The 17,868-nt window shown below is 70.6% G+C and carries 14 protein-coding genes and 1 pseudogene; 8 read left to right on the top strand and 7 right to left on the bottom strand.

Annotated elements, in window-relative coordinates; translation table 11 throughout:
- Nucleotides 1-203: 203 nt before the first annotated feature.
- From BLQ75_RS05510 to BLQ75_RS05495, 4 genes are all read left to right on the top strand, one after another.
- Nucleotides 204-1,163, top strand: coding sequence for an ABC transporter substrate-binding protein (locus tag BLQ75_RS05510; protein ID WP_244515298.1), 960 nt, complete (start codon nt 204-206; stop codon nt 1,161-1,163).
- Between the two features lie 231 nt (nt 1,164-1,394).
- Nucleotides 1,395-2,333, top strand: a complete 939-nt coding sequence (locus BLQ75_RS05505; RefSeq protein WP_092598780.1) for a quinone oxidoreductase family protein — start codon at nt 1,395-1,397, stop codon at nt 2,331-2,333.
- A 310-nt stretch (nt 2,334-2,643) separates the two neighbouring features.
- The gene (locus BLQ75_RS05500; protein WP_092598777.1) at nt 2,644-3,054 is read left to right on the top strand and encodes a cold-shock protein; all 411 of its coding nucleotides are present in this window, start codon (nt 2,644-2,646) and stop codon (nt 3,052-3,054) included.
- A 361-nt stretch (nt 3,055-3,415) separates the two neighbouring features.
- Nucleotides 3,416-3,676 (top strand): DUF3040 domain-containing protein, encoded by a 261-nt coding sequence (locus tag BLQ75_RS05495; RefSeq protein ID WP_092598774.1) that lies wholly within the window; start codon nt 3,416-3,418, stop codon nt 3,674-3,676.
- Between the two features lie 155 nt (nt 3,677-3,831).
- On the opposite strand, the gene BLQ75_RS05490 is transcribed toward BLQ75_RS05495, so the two are convergent.
- Nucleotides 3,832-4,701, bottom strand: coding sequence for an NAD(P)-dependent oxidoreductase (locus BLQ75_RS05490; protein WP_092598771.1), 870 nt, complete (start codon nt 4,699-4,701; stop codon nt 3,832-3,834).
- Nucleotides 4,702-5,139: 438 nt separating this feature from the next.
- Here BLQ75_RS05490 and BLQ75_RS05485 point away from each other — a divergent pair, with 438 nt between their 5' ends.
- Entirely contained in the window at nt 5,140-6,603 is a 1,464-nt protein-coding gene (locus BLQ75_RS05485; protein ID WP_092598767.1) for an SDR family oxidoreductase, read from the top strand.
- Between the two features lie 28 nt (nt 6,604-6,631).
- On the opposite strand, the gene BLQ75_RS05480 is transcribed toward BLQ75_RS05485, so the two are convergent.
- Together BLQ75_RS05480 and BLQ75_RS05475 are read right to left on the bottom strand one after the other, a co-directional pair.
- Complete coding sequence (locus BLQ75_RS05480) at nt 6,632-7,018, bottom strand: gamma-glutamylcyclotransferase family protein (protein WP_092598764.1); 387 nt, start codon at nt 7,016-7,018, stop codon at nt 6,632-6,634.
- Nucleotides 7,019-7,092: 74 nt separating this feature from the next.
- Nucleotides 7,093-7,614, bottom strand: a complete 522-nt coding sequence (locus BLQ75_RS05475; protein ID WP_092598761.1) for a hypothetical protein — start codon at nt 7,612-7,614, stop codon at nt 7,093-7,095.
- Between the two features lie 514 nt (nt 7,615-8,128).
- Here BLQ75_RS05475 and ligD point away from each other — a divergent pair.
- Nucleotides 8,129-9,031, top strand: coding sequence for a non-homologous end-joining DNA ligase (gene ligD / locus BLQ75_RS05470; protein ID WP_092598758.1), 903 nt, complete (start codon nt 8,129-8,131; stop codon nt 9,029-9,031).
- Nucleotides 9,032-9,232: 201 nt separating this feature from the next.
- Nucleotides 9,233-10,120: a universal stress protein gene (locus tag BLQ75_RS05465; protein ID WP_092598756.1), complete on the top strand. Its 888-nt coding sequence runs from the start codon at nt 9,233-9,235 to the stop codon at nt 10,118-10,120.
- Nucleotides 10,121-10,202: 82 nt separating this feature from the next.
- Here BLQ75_RS05465 and BLQ75_RS05460 read toward each other — a convergent pair whose 3' ends face one another.
- The 4 genes from BLQ75_RS05460 to selA form a co-directional block, all read right to left on the bottom strand.
- Complete coding sequence (locus tag BLQ75_RS05460) at nt 10,203-12,731, bottom strand: ATP-dependent Clp protease ATP-binding subunit (protein WP_092598753.1); 2,529 nt, start codon at nt 12,729-12,731, stop codon at nt 10,203-10,205.
- A gap of 112 nt (nt 12,732-12,843) precedes the next feature.
- Complete coding sequence (gene ku, locus BLQ75_RS05455; protein ID WP_092598750.1) at nt 12,844-13,896, bottom strand: non-homologous end joining protein Ku; 1,053 nt, start codon at nt 13,894-13,896, stop codon at nt 12,844-12,846.
- 159 nt (nt 13,897-14,055) lie between these two features.
- Nucleotides 14,056-15,840, bottom strand: coding sequence for a selenocysteine-specific translation elongation factor (gene selB, locus BLQ75_RS05450; protein ID WP_092598746.1), 1,785 nt, complete (start codon nt 15,838-15,840; stop codon nt 14,056-14,058).
- Nucleotides 15,831-17,156, bottom strand: a complete 1,326-nt coding sequence (selA, locus tag BLQ75_RS05445; protein ID WP_092598743.1) for an L-seryl-tRNA(Sec) selenium transferase — start codon at nt 17,154-17,156, stop codon at nt 15,831-15,833. The genes selB and selA overlap by 10 nt, the downstream gene beginning before the upstream one ends.
- 184 nt (nt 17,157-17,340) lie before the next feature.
- On the opposite strand from selA, the pseudogene BLQ75_RS24665 reads away from it, so the two are divergent.
- Nucleotides 17,341-17,772 (top strand): annotated as a pseudogene (locus tag BLQ75_RS24665) (DnaJ family domain-containing protein); the annotation flags it as partial.
- Nucleotides 17,773-17,868 lie beyond the last annotated feature (96 nt).

Here is a 17,868-nt window from a genome sequence, read left to right as displayed (position 1 = left end):
GTCACCACGCATCCGTGGGGCGCGGGTATGACGGGTGGGCGACTCCGCAGCCCATGATCCTTTTTTCAGGTTAGGCTAACCTTTGTGTTGGGTGGGTGTGGTCGGGCGGTGCCCGTCCACACGACCACCGTGGCCGCTACAACGGGAGGACAGGGTTGCGGAGCAGACTCGGAAGTGTGCGTCGCTTCGGCGGATTGCTTGGTGTGTTGTTGTTGGCCACCGCCGTTTCGGCGTGCGGTCAAGGGGAGTCGCCCGGCGACTCCGCCGGGAAGGACGTGGGGGATTCGGCGTTCCCGGTCACCGTTTCGACGAAGTTCGGTGAGGTGACCGTGCCGGAGAAGCCGCGGCGAGTGGTGGCGCTCGGCTGGTCGGACGCGGAGACAGCGCTGGATCTGGGAGTTCAGCCGATCGGTGTCAGCGACTGGCTCGACTTCGGGGGCAACGGCGTGGGCCCCTGGGCCGCCGGAGAGTACACCGAGCCCCCCGAACTGGTGGGAACGAACGAGGTCGACTACGAGAAGGTCGCCTCCCTCGATCCCGACCTCATCCTGAACACCCGTTCGGACGGTTCCCGCGAGAAGTACGAGACGCTGTCGAAGATCGCCCCGACGATCGGGCCTCCCCCGGAGACCGTTCCCTACGGCACCAGCTGGCGTCAGCAACTGACCCTCGTCTCCCGGGCGCTGGGCGAGCACGAGCGGGGTCGGGACAGGATCGCCGAGGTGGAGCGGACGTTCTCCGAGGCGCTCGAGCAGTACCCCGAACTGGAGGGCAGGACGGTCGGAGTGGGCGGCTACTACTCGGGCAAGTACGGCGCCTATCTCACCGGGGACTCCCGCGTGCGGTTCATGCGGGAGCTGGGGATGAACAACAAGTCCGAGATCGACGAACTCGGGTCTGGTAGCTTCTACGTCAACATCTCCCGGGAACGCCTCCGGGTGCTCAGCGCGGACCTGACGGTGGTGTTCGCGATCAACGGCAGCCCGGAGGAACTCCGCCAGGACCCGCTGCTGAACCGGATCCCCGCCGCCCAGGAGGGCAACCTCGTGATCCTGGACGACCCCGAGGTGGTCAAGGCTTTCTCCAGCGGTTCCGCCGGAGGCATGGAGTACGCGCTGCAGCAGGTCGCTCCGGCTTTCGCCAAGCACGTCGCCGGTTCCTGAGCGGAACCGGCGGGCTCGTTCGCCCCGGCGGTTTCCAGCACCCGGCCCCGGTTCCGCTCAGGGATCGGGGGCCGGGCACTGTCGCTCGGCGACTCGATGCGGAACGCTCGAAGCCGTCCCCTGCCGCCTCGGTCGCACACACCGGGCCGTGGCTCGTGCACGAGGAGTGTCGTTTCCGAACCTCCCCGGGCGGTGTGGAAGATTCACCGCCGCGGTGTGGTTGTGCGGGACATGCGAGCGATTGGAGTTACGGAGTTCGGCGGTCCTGAACAACTGCGGGTGGTGGACGTCGCACAGCCGAAGCCGGAGGAGGGCGAGATCCGGATCCGCGTGCACGCGGCGGCGGTGAACCCGACCGACACCGTGCTGCGTGCCGGCGGTCATCGCACGGAAGGTTTGGAACCGCCCTACATTCCGGGCATGGACGCGGCCGGGATGATCAGTGAAGTCGGCCCGGGCGTTACCACTTGGCAGCCCGGCGACCGTGTCATGGCCGTGGTCGTGCCCGTCGACTCCCGGGGCGGTGCCTACGCGGACGAGATCGTGGTGCCGGCGGCGTCCGTGGCGGCCGTGCCCAGTGGATTCGGTTTCGCGGCCGCGGCCACCCTGCCGATGAACGGGCTGACCGCCCACCTCGCGCTCGAACAGCTCGGTCTCGCCGAGGGCGAGACACTGGCAGTCACCGGTGCCGCCGGAGCGTTCGGCGGTTATGTCATCGAGCTGGCCAAGGATCGCGGCCTGCACGTGATCGCCGATGCTTCCGCCGCCGACGAGCGACTGGTGCGCGATCTCGGCGCGGACGCCGTGGTACGGCGCGGTGACGACGTCGCCGAGCGGATCCGTGAGCTGGTTCCCGAGGGCGTGGCGGGAGTGGCCGACGGCGCGGTGCTCAACGGCGCGGTGGCCCCGGCCATCCGTGACGGCGGCGGCCTGGCCGTCGTGCGGGGATGGCAGGGTGATCCCGGTCGAGGAATCCGGGTGCATCGAGTGCTCGTGGTGCAGGCGGTCACCGACAGCGCCGCGTTGGACCAACTGCGGGCCAAGGTCGAGAACGGGAGGCTGACCCCCCGGGTGGCGCGCGTCCTTCCCGCGGAACGGGCCGACGAGGCGCACCGCGTCCTGGAGCGCGGTGGGACCCGCGGACGGCTCGTGCTCGACTTCGAGTCCTGAGCGGAGTCCTCCCCGGCAGTCGTGGCGCGCTGATCCGTTTTCGGCTGTACCGGCGGGCTGCTGCTACATTGCGGGCCACGGGAAACCGGTGTTCGGACGAGGAGCCGGGCCCCCTCCGGTGTTCGATGGCGGGGCCCGGGGCGCGAGTTCGACGAGAAGAGAATCCGGTCGAGACCACCGGTGAGGATCGTGGCTGTCACTACGGAGGGTGGTGCTCCTCCCGGGGAGGAATCCTCACGTGGTGACATCACCACTCGGAAGTGTCTTCGCGCGCTCCGAGGAAGGTGTTCGAAATCGACGAAACGGGGTTATGGGTATCAAAGGTGAGGTCATCCGGTTCGACACTTCCCGGGGCTACGGGTTCGTGTCGCCGGAAACTGGTGGTGAGGACGTCTTCGTCCACGTCAACGACCTGTTGGTGGACGAGGGGCTGATTTCCCCGGGCACGACGGTCGAGTTCAACGTCGAGGACGGGGAACGCGGGCTGAAGGCCTCGGACGTGCGTCTCGCGGGCGGCGGTCGTTCCGGCGGTGCCGGTGCCGGGGGGAGGGCCTCCGGAGGTTCGGGCGGTGATTCGGAGCTCCTCTCCGCCGAGGAGCTGTCGGCGGAGATAACCGAGGCGCTGCTGGGCGCTGTGCCCTCCCTGACGGGGGGACAGATTCTGCAGGCACGCCAACGGCTACTCAAGCTGGCCGAGGAGCACGGCTGGGTCGAGCGGTAAGCATCGCGGCGCGGTAGCCGTTCCGGTCCGCTCGACCCGCCTCCGGCCGGGCGAGCCTCTTCCGTCCACTGTTCGGTTCTCCGAGGTCGGGCGGGAGAGGCCGGACGGGCGTCGTTCGAGGTGTGCCCGCGCCGTGTGCTCGGACCGCTCGTACGCATCGTGTTCGCCTCCCGGCCGATCCTGGGCAGAGACGGAGGCCCCGACACCTCTCAGGGAAAGCGCATGTCGGAGACGTCCGTCCCGGGGTGGGAATTTTCGGCCGTCCTCGTGTCGCGGGGGCTGGCCGGTCGGCCCGGTGTGGTGTGACACTACTGGTCCCGGAGGAGGGGAGCGTGGAGGTCACACGTACGGGAGGTCGGCGATGTTGGGCAACTACGAACGTCGCAGCCTGGAGGAGATCGAGAATCGGCTGACTCAGGAGGATCCCGAGCTGGCGCGTGGGCTTGCCGAGGGGAAGCCCAGAACCTTTCGACGCAGGTTTCCCTTGTTGCTCGTGCTGGCCGGTGTCGCGCTGGCGTTGTCGGTGCCCCTGCTCGTGCTCGCCGAGTTCGGAGCCGCGCTGCTCGCGGTCGTGCTGGCGGCGAGCCTGTCGGCCTTCTGGTACTGGCGCGGCCGCACCTGAAACCAGTCGTGGAGAGGACGGACGCCAGGAGCGGCTTTCCGGAGCGCACCGGGCACGTAGCCGAGAACGGGGACGGTCCGGTGGCCCGGAGCGCGAGCACGCCGAGCCACGCTCGGGGAGGGGAGTTCGCTCCGGCCCGGCCCGTTCCCCACGGGTCACCCGTCGTGCCGCTCGGGGAACGAGGCGAAGTAGGCGGCGGCCATGTCCGCCTCCGCGTATCCCGCCTGTTCCGCCCTGCGGAAACGTTCCTTGGCCGCCCGGGCGAGATCCAGTCGGAGCGAGTCGCCCGCTGCCTCCTCGACCAGTGCCGCGTCCTTGCCGGCCGCGCTCACCGTGAAGGACGGCGCGAGGTCGTCCCGCAGGATCGCCGACCCCTTCAGGTGCGCGTAGGGGGAGTCGGTCGCGGTTCCCCGGATCGCTTCGAGGAAGAGATTCGGGTCCAGTCCGAGGTGCTGGGCCAATGCCAGGGATTCCCCGACCGCGTTGGTCAGTTCGAGCACCCAGTTGTTGGCGGCCAGTTTCAGTTTGGTCCCGGCCGCCGTGGTCGCGTCCTCGGATACCCAGATGGTCCGCTCGCCCACCGAGTCGAACACTTCCTCGGCACGGGAACGGACCTCCGGAGCGGCCGCCGCCAGGATCGTCAGCGTTCCCCGCTCGGCGGGTGCCCGCGTCCCCAGCACGGGAGCATCCACCAGGGGCACTCCGTCGCAGGCGGACACCACCTCGGACATTCCCGACAGCCCGATGGTGCCCATCTGCAACCAGACGGCGTCCGGTGGCAGCGATTCCAGCGCCTCACCGGCTGCCCGCATGGTGGAGTCACCGTCCAGCAGCATCGTCACCAGGATGTCGGCCCCCTCGGCCGCGCTCGCTGGGGTCTCGGCCAGCACGGCACCGTCCTCACGCAACGGCGCCGCCTTCGCGGGGGTGCGGTTCCAGACGCGCACTTCGAAGCCGGAGCCGAGCAGGTTTCGCACCATCGGGGCTCCCATGGTCCCGGTTCCCAGGAACGCCACTCTCGTCATCGCTCTTTCCTCTCGCAGCACTCGCGATACCGTTGTCCGGGAGTCCCGTGGTGACCCGGCTCGACTCCGGACGTGGTTCGGGGGGTACCCGGTCGCGGGGTGCTTCAACAGTCCCGCCGCGTTCCGCGCGGCTGTTCCGGAGGGGGTGCGGCTCCCCGGCCCTCGCCCGGTGGGGAACGCGGCGGTGTCCACCCGCGAGCGTTCGAAAACCACGGGAGAACGCACCTGACGCGAGCGGAATTCCCGAATGTCGAGTCCCGGGATCTCCGGAGCGGTTCGCCGGGGGGACCGGGGCGTGGCCATCGCGTGTGCGCGGAGCTTTCGGGACGTCCCTGTTGCTCGAAGCGCCGGAGCCGGTCGGGGCGAATCGGCGTTCTCCCCGGTGGTCTCGCGGTTTCCGGGAGTGCGCCCACCGTTGCCGGTTGTCACCATGTCGGCATGCTGTGTCTGGTGACCGGTGCCACGGGCTACATCGGTGGTCGGCTCGTGCCGCGTCTGCTGGCCGACGGTCACCGGGTGCGCTGCCTCGTCCGGGATCCGGACAAGCTCCGTGACGTTCCCTGGGCCGACCAGGTGGAGATCGTTCGCGGCGATGTGCTGGACCAGGACAGTACGCGAGCCGCCTGCGAAGGGGTGGATGTCCTCTACTACCTGGTGCACTCGATGTCCGGTCCCGGTTTCGTCGAGCGGGATCGCCGCGCCGCATCGGAGACGAGTCGCGCGGCGGGGGAGGCCGGGGTCTCCCGAATCGTCTACCTCGGTGGTCTGCATCCTCCGGACCAGGGGGAACTCTCCGAACACCTCGGTTCGAGGACCGAGGTCGGACGGATCTTCCTGGCCGGTCCGGTACCGACCGTCGTGCTGCGGGCGGCGGTCGTGCTGGGGTCCGGATCGGCCAGTTTCGAGATGCTGCGCTACCTGACCGAGCGCCTGCCGGTGATGGTGACGCCGCGGTGGGTTCGCAACCGGGTCCAGCCCATCGCGATCCGGGACCTGCTGCACTACCTGGTCCGCGCGGCGGAGATACCGGAACCGCTCAACCGGACTTTCGACGTGGGCGGGCCCGAGGTCCTCACCTACGAACAGATGATGCGCCGCTACGCGGCGGTGGCGGGGCTGCCTCGCCGTGTGATGCTTCCGGTGGGGGTGCTCTCGCCTCGGTTGAGCTCCTACTGGATCAACATCGTGACGCCGGTGCCGAAATCGATCGGGGCCCCGCTGATCGATTCGCTGGTGCACGAGGCGGTCCGCACCGAGCACGACATCGACGACCACATCTCCCGACCGGAGCAGGGACTGCTGGGCTACGAGCAGGCCGTCCGGCTGGCTCTCGCCAGGGTTCGTGCCGGACGGATCGACACCCGCTGGTCCGACGCTTCCGGGAGCGTCCCCTCGGACCCGCTGCCCTCCGATCCCCGTTGGGCCGGTGGAAGCGCGTACCGCGACATCCGAGTCCGTCGCACCTCGGCCGCGCCGGAAGCCGTGTGGCGGGTGATCGAGAGTATCGGTGGGCACAACGGCTGGTACTCCATGCCGTTGGCGTGGGCGGTGCGCGGTTGGGCCGATCGCCTCGTCGGCGGGGTGGGGCTCCGCAGGGGCCGACGCGACGCGCGGACGCTGCGGACGGGTGACGCCCTGGACTGGTGGCGGGTGGAACAACTCGACGAGGGCAGACTGCTGCGACTCCGCGCCGAGATGAGGCTGCCCGGCCGTGCCTGGCTCGAACTGGGGGTGCGTCCGGACTCGCGCGCGAGAACCGTCTACCGGCAGCGGGCGGTGTTCGTGCCCCGTGGCCTGGCCGGCCACGCCTACTGGTGGGCGGTGGCCCCGTTCCACGGTGTGGTCTTCGGCGGTATGGCCAGCAACATCGTCCGCAGGGCCGAGCGGCTGTCCGGACGGTAGTGGGCGGGACGCGGCCGCGACGAACCGGTCACGAGCGGCACCAGCCCCACGGCAACTCGGCCATGCCGGTGACCGGACGCGTCCAGACGTAGACCCAGCACCGGCGGCCGTCCCGCAGGGTGAACACCCGGCGGACGTAGTCCGGCCCCTCGTAGCGGTCCAGGACCGGCAGCGCCCGCTCCGGTTCCCGGAGCACGTAGACCTCGGCCGGGACCCCTCGGTCCCCACCGTCCGGTGACGCGCCGGGCAGAAAGGCCGGGTACCCCTGGCCGGTGTCGTACAACCGTCCGGCGAGCACGGTGTCGTCCTCCCGCACCGTAACCAGGGGTGTCATGAGCTCGCTCGCCGAGCCCCCGCGGCGCAGCGTTCCGTAGACGGCGACCCGCCGGGGTCGCCCCTCGTCGTGACCGAGCACTCGTGCCGTACACCTCGTCAGCGCCGAAACCGGTCCGGGAAGGGTGGTTCCGCGTCGGACCGCCGGAACCGGAGCTACTGGGAGTCCGAGTCGGGAGCGCGCCTGCTCAGCCCGGACAGCAGCCGTTCCATCACCTGCGGATCGACGTCGTCGGGAACATCGTCCGACTGCTCGGCGCTCTGGGAACGTTTCGGGTCCCGTCGGGGCAGCGGTACGTCGGAGGCACGCATTCCCTCCGGTAGTTCCAGCTCGCACCAAACGATCCGCCCGCGCCCCTCCGGGGAGATCACGCCGGTGTGCACTCCGGCGAGGTTCGACGAGACGGCGGGGGGAAGTACTCCCTGGTCGTCCTCGACCTCGATCACCAGGTTGTTCCCGTGGATCCGCAACCGAACCGAGACGAATCCCGGGGACTGCGAATCGGAGTGCTCGACGACGGCGGAAACGAGCCGTGTCGCCGCCGCCGTGGCGTCGTCGGTCAGCGGGCGCAGGGACCACTCGCTCAGCGTGAAGCGGACGAACATGTCGGTGCAGTTCACGGCGCTCTGCAGCGCGACGAGCCGAAGGTCGTCGGTCTGCGCGGTCTCGGTATCCACCTCGGTCCTTCCCTCGTCGGCGTCGTAGCCGGCAGCCGGAAGATCACGTGTTGTCCCACCGGATCTCCCCGCTGTGGCGGTGGCGTGGCCAACGAACCAGTCGCCGCTTCTTCCAACCGGTTGCACATGACGGTGATGCCGACAGCGGTACGTCCTCCGGACGGATTATCCCGCCAGGGCGCCAGCGCCTACCGGGCGGGGCCACGGCAACGCAACGTCCATTCGCGTGATACTTCGAATGCTCGCACATTCATGGTCACCGACCGAATCGTACCCACCGTGATCCGGGGTGCTCCGCGAACCGTTCGTTGTGGCGTGTCGCCGCCCCCACGCTCGGGTGGCGCGACCCGGTGCGCGCCCGCACCCTCGGAGAACACCCGCTACCGCAAGCCCTCGACCGCCCGCCGGCCGACCGGTTGCCGGGATCCGCGCCGCGGGCCATCGACCCGGCGCTCCACCAAAGGATCCGACTCCGGTGGTCCGGCGGCACTCGCCAACCGCACAGGAGCGCGCCTTGAACGTCTCGTTCGACGTCGACGGCCGGTCGGTCACCGTTCCTCGCCCGACGAAGGTGCTCTTCCCCGCCGACGGCATCACCAAACAGGAGATCGTGTCCTACTACCGCGGGGTCGCTCCGGTGATGCTGCCTCACCTGCGCGGGCGTCCCATGGTCATGCAGCGGTTCCCGGACGGCATCGACGGGGAGCGCATCGTGCAGCACAACGTGCCGGAGCACTTTCCCGACTGGGTGTCCCGGATCCGGGTGGCGAAGAAAAGTGGTGGGTACAACACCCTCGTGGTCTGCGACGACACACCGACCCTGCTCTACCTCGCGGGGCAGGCCTGCCTGACCCCGCATCCGTGGCTGTCCACCCGGGAACACCCCACTGCTCCCGACCGGTTGGTGTTCGACCTGGATCCGACGGTGGAGGACCTCGGGGCGCTGCGCACCGCCGTGCGACGGGTCGGCGAGATCCTGGACGAACTCGGACTGGTTCCGTTCCTGACCACCACGGGGTCCCGGGGATTTCACGTGCTCGCCCCGCTGCGGGAGGAGTTCTCGTTCGACCGGTCGCACGAAATGGCCCTAGCGATCGCCCGGCTGCTGGTGGCGCGCGATCCCGACGTGCTGACCGTCGAACAGCGCAAGAAGGAGCGGGGTGAGCGGGTCTTCGTGGACTACTTGCGCAACGGTTACGCCCAGACCGCCGTGGCTCAGTACGCCGTACGAGCACGGCGTGGTGCTCCGGTCGCCACCCCGCTGTGGTGGTCGGAACTGGATTCGATCACCCCGGCCTCCTTCACGGTCACCGACGTCCCCACCCGGCTGCGCACGCACGGCGACCCGTGGGAGCGGTTCACCGAGCACGCCCGCTCACCCGAGGACGCGCGGAGTCGGCTGTCGCGAACCGCGTGAGCACCCCGTCGTGGAGCCGAGAGCTCACCGGCTCGCCCGAACCGCTCGGCACACTCGCTCACGGAACCCGTGGGCCCACGCGTCGAATCGCTGCGGCCGACTCCGGCGGGTGTCATGGTTGGGGCCGGACGGTCGTCCGCCCGCGACTCGCGTGGTCGGGCCGAGCCGGGTCACGGGATTCCCCGATCACCGGAGTGAGAGATGTCTACCACCGCGAAGCCGGTTCTGGTCGGAATCGACGGTTCTCCCACCTCCTTCGAAGCCGTGCGTTGGGCGGCCCGGGAAGCCTCCAGCCGTTCGGCACCGTTGCGACTGGTGCACGCGGATGTCTCGGCGCTTGGGTACGTGCCCGACACGCTGGGAACCGCCACCCCCGAGTCCACCAGCGAGACGGCGCGGGAGTTCGTGAGCGACTGGCTGCGCGACGCGCGGGAGATCGCGTCCGCCGCGGCCCCGGAACTCGTGGTGGAAACGATGGTGCGCACCGGCTCAGCCCGCACCGTGCTGCTGGACGAGTCCTCCACGGCCAGGCTGGTGGTGGTCGGCAGTCGTGGTCTCGGCAGCTTCAGCGGCGTGGTGCTGGGATCGGTGGCGATCGCGCTTACGCACCACGGCCAGTGCCCGGTGGCGGTCATCCGTGAGCCCGACGAGGGAGCCGAACGCGAGGACCTGCCCGTCGTCGTCGGCGTCGACGGCTCCGGTCCCGGCGAGCTCGCGCTGCGGTGGGCGTTCGACATGGCCTCCGCCCGCTCGGCCGAACTCGTGGCGGTGCACGCCTGGCACGACCTGGTGGTGGGGGAGTTGTGGACCCGGGCGCAGGCCGACGAGACCTGGGAGTCCGTTCGTGCCGACGAACAGCGCCTGCTCGCCGAGGTGCTGGCCGGTTGGCGGGAGGACTACCCCGATGTGGCGGTGCACGAGGTCGTCGGTTACGGCAAGCCCGCACGCCTGCTGCTGGACCAGGCGAACAGCGCCCGGCTCGTCGTGGTGGGAGCCCGGGGACGGGGCGGGCTCGCGGGGCTGCTGCTGGGTTCGACCAGCCAGACACTGCTGCACCACGCGCCCTGCCCTGTCGTCGTGGCCCGCTGAGGAATCTCCCGGACCGCGAGAGCAGGGGCGGCCGGTCCCCGGTCGGGCTCGGCCGCCCCTCCCTCGCCGGTGTGCTCCCGCCTCAGACGGAGGCTTCGGCCGGTTGCGGTTGCACCGAGAACCGGAGCTGGTCCTGGTCGGCACCGACCACCACGCGCTGACCGTGGGCGAGTTCCCCGTCCAGCAGCAGGTCGGAGATCGAGTCGTCCACCTCGCGCTGGATGGTCCGCCGCAGCGGTCGCGCACCGAAGTCCGGTTGGTGCCCGTGCTCGGTCAGCCAGTCCACCGCCTCCGAGTCGAACGTGATGTCGATTCCCTGGGCCCGCAACCGTTTCCTGGTCTCGTCCAGCAGCAGCTCGGTGATGCGCCGCAGCTGGTCCGACTCCAGCTTGCGGAACACCACGATCTCGTCGATGCGGTTCAGGAACTCAGGCCGGAAGGACTCGCGCAGCCTGACCATCAGCCGGTCCCGTGCCGCCTCGGTGGTCTGCTCCTCCTCCCTGGTGCTGAACCCGAGCACCCCGGAGCGGTTCGAGATGATGTCCGAGCCGAGGTTGCTCGTCATGATCAGCACGGTGTTGCGGAAGTCCACCGTGCGCCCCTGGCCGTCGGTGAGGCGCCCGTCCTCCATGACCTGCAGCAGGATGTTGAACACATCGATGTGCGCCTTCTCGATCTCGTCGAGCAGCACCACGGAGTAGGGCCTGCGGCGCACCTCCTCGGTGAGCTGGCCCGCCTCGCCGTAACCGACGTAGCCCGGCGGGGCCCCGACCATCCGGCTGGCCGTGTGGGACTCCTGGTACTCGCTCATGTCCAGCCGGATCATCCGGTCCTGGTCCCCGAACAGCGACTCGGCCAGCGCCCGCGCCAGCTCGGTCTTGCCGACACCGGTCGGGCCGAGGAACAGGAAGGTTCCGACGGGCCGGTTCGGGTCGCCCATGCCGGTGCGCGAGCGGCGTACCGCGCGGGAGACCGCGTGCACCGCCTCGTCCTGTCCGATCACCCGGTGGTGCAGCTGGTCCTCCAGCCGCATCAGGCGGCCCTTCTCCTCCTCGGTCAGCTGGGTGACCGGAATACCGGTGGCCCTGGACACGACCTCGGCGATGTCGGCCGAGCCGACCTCGGGGATGCCGTCGGGGCTGTGCCGCTGCTGCCGGATCCTCGCCTGGACCTGGTTGATCTCGTCCCGCAGTTGTGAGGCCTGCTCGTAGTTCTCGTCGCTGACCGCCTGGGCCTTGTCCCGGCTGAGCTGTTCGGCCTGCTCCTCCAGCTCCCGGACGTCGGTCGTGGGCGTACGGGTGCGCAACCGCTTGCGTGCTCCGGCCTGGTCGAGCAGGTCGATGGCCTTGTCCGGCAGGTAGCGATCCGTGATGTAGCGATCGGCGAGCTCCGCAGCGGAACTGATCGCGTCGTCGCTGAACCGCACCTGGTGGTGCGCCTCGTAGCGGTCCCGAAGCCCCCGCATTATCTGGACCGTGTCCTCGACGCTGGGCTCGGCGACGTCGATCCGCTGGAAACGGCGTTCCAGCGCGGCGTCCTTCTCGATGTTCTTGCGGTACTCGTCCAGGGTCGTGGCGCCGACCACGTGCAGCTCACCCCGAGCCAGCCTCGGCTTGAGCATGTTGCCCGCGTCCACGGCTCCCTCCGAACCGCCCGCGCCGACCACGGTGTGCAGCTCGTCGATGAAGATGATCAGCTGCTCGCTGTGCTGGCTGATCTCCTCGATGATCTTGTTCATCCGCTCCTCGAAGTCACCCCGGTACCGGGTACCGGCGACCACACCGGAGACGTCGAGCTGCACCACTCGCTTGTTCGACAGCACGTCGGGAACCTCGCCGTCGACGATGCGCTGGGCGATGCCCTCGACGACCGAGGTCTTGCCGACCCCCGCCTCGCCGATGAGGACCGGGTTGTTCTTCGTGCGGCGCGAGAGCACCTCCACGGTCTGCTCGATCTCGGAGTCCCGGCCGATGACCGGGTCGAGGCCGCCCTCGCGGGCTCGCGCGGTCAGATCCTGCCCGTACTCGTCCAGCGTGGGGGTCGCGCTGCTCTGCTGGGTCTCGGGGGACTGCTGGTGCCCGCCGCTCCGCGCCGAGGCGCCGCTCTGCAGAGCCTCCAGGGTGACGTGGGCGGCGGCGAGGATCTGGCCCGCGGTCGACTCCTGGTTGGCCGCCAGCGCCAACAGGAGGTGGTCCGGGCCGATGTAGGACGAGCCCACGGCGCGGGCCACCCGGTGCGCGTCCAGCAGCGCCCGCTTGGCCGCCGGGGTCAGCGCGGGCGGCTGGTCGGTGCTCTCGGTCTGCGGCAGCTGCTGTTCGATGCCCTGGGCGATTGAGGCCGGGTCGGCACCCGCCCGTTCGAGCATCGAACGCGTCGTCTCGGTCTGGGTGGCCGCCCACAGCAGGTGGTGCGCGTCCAGGTCGTGCCCCCCGTGCTCGGCCGTGAACCGCGCGGCGGCGGCCATCAGTTCCTGGGCCTGGTGGGTCATCAGGCGGGTGATGTCGACACGCTGCACCGGTCGCGGCGTGCCGCCCTGGCCGCCCAGGAACCGGGCGAGGAAGTCGTCGAACGGACTCGAACCGGGCCCACCGGAACCGAAGAAGTTGGTCATTACTACCTCTTTCGCTCGCACGCTTCGTTGCGGATCGCGTCTCGTGCAACATGAGCGACGCCGATCGGCATTCCTGAGTCGGTTTCGCTCAAGGCTAACGCATCTGTCGGACTCAGGATGATCCACCTCCTTGATCCCGGGGGCTTCTTCGTGGCTTCTTCCCGGTGGGCTCGTTCTCCGCTCGTCTGTTCCGGTGCACGCCCGGCGATTCGGTGATCGCCCGCTCCAGCTGGGCCCGGCTGAGCTTGGACCTGCCCCGGATGCCCAGCTCGCGTGCCCTGCGCCGCAGCTCTTCACGGCTCAGCGTGGACACCGGCCTCGAATCCGGGACAGTGGTGGCCCCGCTGCCACCGGGGGCGTCGGAGTCTCCGGTGGAGCTCCCCCGGGCGGCGCGGGCCCGTTCGGCGCTGCGGCGCAGCGCGTCGGCCAGCTCCCCTGGCTCGGGGGAGGCCGGCCGCTTGGGCTCACCACGCGGTGCGCGTCCGGCCGCCTTGTCCGCGAGCAGCCGTTCGACGCGCGCGGTGTGGGTGTCGACGTGCTCGTCCGGTCGCCACGGCGCGCTCATGGCCCTGATGAGGTCTCCGGCCATCCGCAGCTCCCGCGAGTCGTAGGAGTCGTCGCCGGGGGCGTGTTCCAGCACGTACGCGGGGTCGCGTATCTCGTCCGGGAAGAACAGCGTGTGCAGCACCAGCGCGTCGTTCTCCGGACGCAGCGCGCTCAGGTAACCCTTGCCGCGGAACACGAAGCTGGCTATCCCCACCCGCTGGGTTTCGGCCATCGCACGGCGCAGCAGGCTGTAGCCGCGCGCGTTCCGCCGGTCGTCGGGAGCCACCCAGTAGGCCTTCTGGAAATGGACCGGATCGATCTCGGAGAGGGCCACGAACTCCTCGATCTCGATCGTCCGGGAACGCTCCGGCGCGACCTCGTCGAGCTCCCACTGCTCGACCGTGACCAGCGTGCCGTCGACCTCCCGGCCCCTGACGACCTCGTCGCCGTCCAGTTCCCTGCCCGTGCGCTCGTTGATCCTGCGGTAGCGCACCCGGTCGTGGGTTCCGCGTTCGTACTGGTTGAAGTGGATGCCGTGGTCCTCGGTGGCGCCGTACAGCCCGACGGGAATGGTCACCAGACCGAACTTGAGCGATCCCGCCCAGATCTTGTGCGGCATGGCTTCCTCCTCCCCGGTCGGCGGGCCAGTCCAGACACGCGTCCGCCGCCCCTCCTGTAGCCGGGGTGCCCAACCGGTGACACCGGGCAAACCTTCCCGCGCCACCCGTGACCCTCGTGACCACCATCCGGATCCGGCGTGGACGGGGCGGTGTTCACCTCACCGTTCCGGAGGGGGAACTGCTAGCACTCGGTGCGTGCCGTCCGGCAGCCTCCGGGTGTAGCCCTCACGGGCGAGGCGCTCCAGCAGCGGGACCGCCACTCGGCGGCTCGTGCCCAGCACCTCGCGGGCCTGGCTCGGGGTGAACGGCTGCGGCAACCGCGCCAGCAGGTCCCGCGCCTGCGGCAACGCCCCCGGCAGCAGGTAGATTCCCTCGGCCACCCTGAGCAGCTCACCGGCCCTGCTCGCCGCGCCGAGGTGCTCGGCGTCCAGCCCCAACCGGCGCAATTCCCCGGCGGTGGGAGCCTCGAAGGGGCGCTCGGCCAGCCGCTCCCGGAGCGCGGCCACCCCCTCGCGCACGTGCTCGCTCAGCTCGGGCCCTCGCAGCCGCAGCCGGCCGCCGGTCGCGGTCACACCGGTGGCGCGCGGCGAGTCCAGCACGAGTGGCAGCAACGAGGCGTGGGGCAGTCCCAGCCGCCGCAGCACCGCCCCCTCGGTGATCCCGTCGTCCATCGGGTGCTCCCGGTGGCTCCGGTCGAGGAGTTCGACCAGTCGCGCGGCGTAGTCCTCCCGGGCGTCCGGAGCCAGCAGCCAGTCCCCGCTCCGCAACGCCCACGGGGGAGTGCGGGCGCCCGCCGCACGCAGTTCCGGGGCGCGCATCGCGCCGTGCCGTTCGAGCAGCACCGCACCGGCGGGGCGGTCCAGGTTCCGCCGTAGCTCCTCGGCGCGGGCGGCGGCCGCGCCGCGACGGCGCAGTGCCGGTGGGCACACGTCGAGGACGTGAACTCCCGTGGGCACGAGGTGGCGCCCCGCGTCCCGCAGCAGGGCGATGTCCCCGATCCGCAGCGGCAGCGCCCGGTGCAGGGACAACCGGGCGATCTCGTGCCCCAGCGGTCGCACCCGCACCGGGGTGGCGGCCGCGCCGATGTGCATGCCGAGTTCGCGGGGCAGCTCGGTGGCCCGGCTGTCCCGCAGCAGCACGTCCACGCACCCGGTGACCCGCCAGGCGTCCGGGGTCAGCAGGGCGTCACCGCGGTCGAGCTCCTCGGGCCGAGTCCCGCGCAGGTTCAGTGCCGCCCTCGCGGGAGCCGTGACCGTTTCCCGCTGCTCGTCGAGGCTCTGCAGCCCGCGGATCGTCACGCGCCGCCCGGTGCGGGCCACCACCAGTTCGTCGCCGCGAGTCAGGGTTCCCGCCGATAGCGTCGCGGTCACCACGGTTCCCGCGCCGTGGACGCCGAAGGATCGGTCCAGCCAGAGCCGCACGTCGGCGTCGGGGTCCGGTGTCGGCATCCGCCGTGCGAGATCGTCGAGCGCCGCGGTGAGCTCGCCGAGCCCGGCACCGGTGGAGCCGCTGACCACCACCTCGGGGACTCTGGCCAGCGAACTCTCGGACAACCGTCGTCGGGCCTGGTCCAGGGCGGGCAGCGGGTCGGCCAGGTCGCTGCGGGTGACGGTCAGCACCCCGTGCCGCACGCGCAGCGCGTGCAGGGCCTGGAGGTGTTCGTCCGACTGCGGCATCCAGCCCTCGTCGGCGGCCACCACGAACAGCGCTCCCGTGACCTCACCGACCCCTGCCAGCATGTTGCGCACGAACCGCTGGTGGCCGGGCACGTCGACGAACGCCATGCGCTCTCCGCCGGGTAGTTTCCGCCAGGCGAAGCCCAGGTCGATGGTCAGCCCGCGACGCCGTTCCTCGGTCCACCTGTCCGGCTGGATCCCGGTCAGCGCGTGGATCAGTGTGGACTTGCCGTGGTCCACGTGCCCCGCCGTGGCGATCACTCGCACGGAGTCCTCCCCGGCGTCGGGGCAGCCCGCTCCGCGCTCCGGAGGATCGTCCCGGTCAGTTCCGCGTCCCACTCCGGCCCCAGTGCGAACAGGTCGACCAGGCAGCGACCGGACTCCACCCGGGGCAGCACCGGGGGAGTGCTTCCGCGCAGGTGCGCCGAGTACGGCTCGGGCAGGGCCACGGCGGCGCTGTCCGGTCGCGCGCCCGGCGCTCCGCCGCCTCCGATGCTCGCGACGGTGTCCACGGCCGTGGCGGCGACCCCGGCCGCCCGTGCCGACTCCGCGATCCGTTCGGCGCGGGCGCGCAGTTCCCGGTGGGAGCGTTCCAGCGCACGCGCGGTCGGCGTGGGAGGTCCGTTCAGGGTCGCGTGCAGCGCGGCCAGGGTGAGCTTGTCGGGGCGCAGCGCACGGGCCAGCGGATGTCTCCGGAGCGTGTCGACGACGGCAGCCCTGCCGAGCAGCAGCCCGGCCTGCGGCCCGCCGAGCAGCTTGTCACAGCTGGCCACGACCAGGTCCGCTCCGGAGCGCAGCGTGGTGCGCGCGTCGGGTTCGTCCGGCAGCCGGGGGTGCGGTTCCAGCAGTCCGGATCCGATGTCGACGACCAGCGGCACGTCCAGGCCGCCGAGCTCGCCCGGTTCGACCGAGGAGGTGAACCCGCTGATCACGAAGTTCGACGGGTGCACCTTGAGCACGAATCCGGTTTCCGCTCCGATCGCCGCTCGGTAGTCGGCGAGCTCGACACGGTTGGTCGTGCCGACTTCGCGCAGTCGCGCGCCGGTGGAGCACAGCAGCTCGGGGATGCGGAAGCCGGCGCCGATCTCGACCATCTCACCGCGCGCCAGCACGATCTCGCGGCCACTCGCCAGGGCCGTGGCGGCCAGGGTGAGTGCCGCCGCGCCGTTGCCCACCACGTGTGCGCTCTCGGCCTCGGGGACCGCGTCGAGCAGGCCGCGCGTGACGTTCGCCCCGCGACGACCGCGCGCACCGGTGTGCAGGTCCAACTCGACGTCGCAGGTTCCGGCGGCCTCCCGCAGGGCCGTCACCGCGGCCTCCGACAGGGGAGCCCGCCCCAGGTTGGTGTGCAGCAGCACCCCGGTGGCGTTGAGCACCGGGCGCAGCCCGCCGACCGAGGCGGGCAGGTTGGCCGCCGCTTCCGCGACCACCTGATCGGCGGGTATCTCGCGGGCCCGGGCGCGCCGCTGGGCGGTGTGGACGGCCCGCTTCACCCGTTCTCGCCCGAAGCGTTCGACGGCCGCGGCGAGCCGGGGCTCGTCGAGCACCCGGTCCGTGGCCGGGATGTTCCGCCGTTCGTCCACGTCCGTGACGGTACGCAGCGGAGGAGTGTTCGTTCAGCTGTGTGCGCTGGCACGTCGGATGTATTTTCTGATTGAAACACTCTGTGTTTTCAGTGTTGACCGAAATCAATCCACAACCAAAACCGTCCGGACCCCACCAGTCCGACGAATGATCCGCGAGGACATGCCGATGCACAATCGGAGCATGACCGAACGGAAACCGCCGGGGTTGGACTTCGAGACCTGGATCGATCGTCAGATCCGCACGGCGAGGGAGCGCGGGGAGTTCGACGACCTGCCCGGCACCGGCAAGCCGCTGCCCGAGCTGGGCAACGAGGACGAGCTTTCCTGGGTCAAGAAGTACGTCGAACGGGAGGGGCTGTCCACCGAGGCACTGCTGCCGCCCGCCGTGCAGTTGCGCAAGGAGATCGAGCGGCTTCCGGACACCGTGGCCGAGCTGCGTTCCGAGGACGCGGTGCGTGAGCTGGTCGCCGAGCTCAACCTGCGCATCGTCGATTGGCTGCGGGCCCCCAGCGGTCCGCGCGTCAAGGTCGCCCCGGTCGACGTCGAGGAGACCGTGCGCCGGTGGCGCGAGCGCCGTCGTGCCGCCGCGGCCGAGTCCGAGGCCGTGTCGCCGTCGGGCGGGCGCGCCGACGGCGACACGGGCGAAAGCACCGAAGCCGGGGTGAGCGGGGGACGTCGTTCCGGCAGGGCGCGTGCCTGGTTGCGCGGG

The organism is Actinopolyspora xinjiangensis (genome assembly GCF_900104475.1).
Classification (GTDB): domain Bacteria; phylum Actinomycetota; class Actinomycetes; order Mycobacteriales; family Pseudonocardiaceae; genus Actinopolyspora; species Actinopolyspora xinjiangensis.
Note: the sequence above shows the minus strand (reverse complement) of the source record. Positions and strands in the feature narration are given on the sequence as shown.

Excerpts from the sequence above, each read along its gene's own strand:
- BLQ75_RS05465 (WP_092598756.1), top strand. The coding sequence starts at position 9,233 with ATGTCTACCACCGCGAAGCCGGTTCTGGTCGGAATCGACGGTTCTCCC.
- BLQ75_RS05460 (WP_092598753.1), bottom strand. The coding sequence starts at position 12,731 with ATGACCAACTTCTTCGGTTCCGGTGGGCCCGGTTCGAGTCCGTTCGAC.
- BLQ75_RS05500 (WP_092598777.1), top strand. The coding sequence starts at position 2,644 with ATGGGTATCAAAGGTGAGGTCATCCGGTTCGACACTTCCCGGGGCTAC.
- BLQ75_RS05505 (WP_092598780.1), top strand. The coding sequence starts at position 1,395 with ATGCGAGCGATTGGAGTTACGGAGTTCGGCGGTCCTGAACAACTGCGG.
- ku (WP_092598750.1), bottom strand. The coding sequence starts at position 13,896 with ATGCCGCACAAGATCTGGGCGGGATCGCTCAAGTTCGGTCTGGTGACC.
- BLQ75_RS05485 (WP_092598767.1), top strand. The coding sequence starts at position 5,140 with ATGCTGTGTCTGGTGACCGGTGCCACGGGCTACATCGGTGGTCGGCTC.
- BLQ75_RS05495 (WP_092598774.1), top strand. The coding sequence starts at position 3,416 with ATGTTGGGCAACTACGAACGTCGCAGCCTGGAGGAGATCGAGAATCGG.
- BLQ75_RS05490 (WP_092598771.1), bottom strand. The coding sequence starts at position 4,701 with ATGACGAGAGTGGCGTTCCTGGGAACCGGGACCATGGGAGCCCCGATG.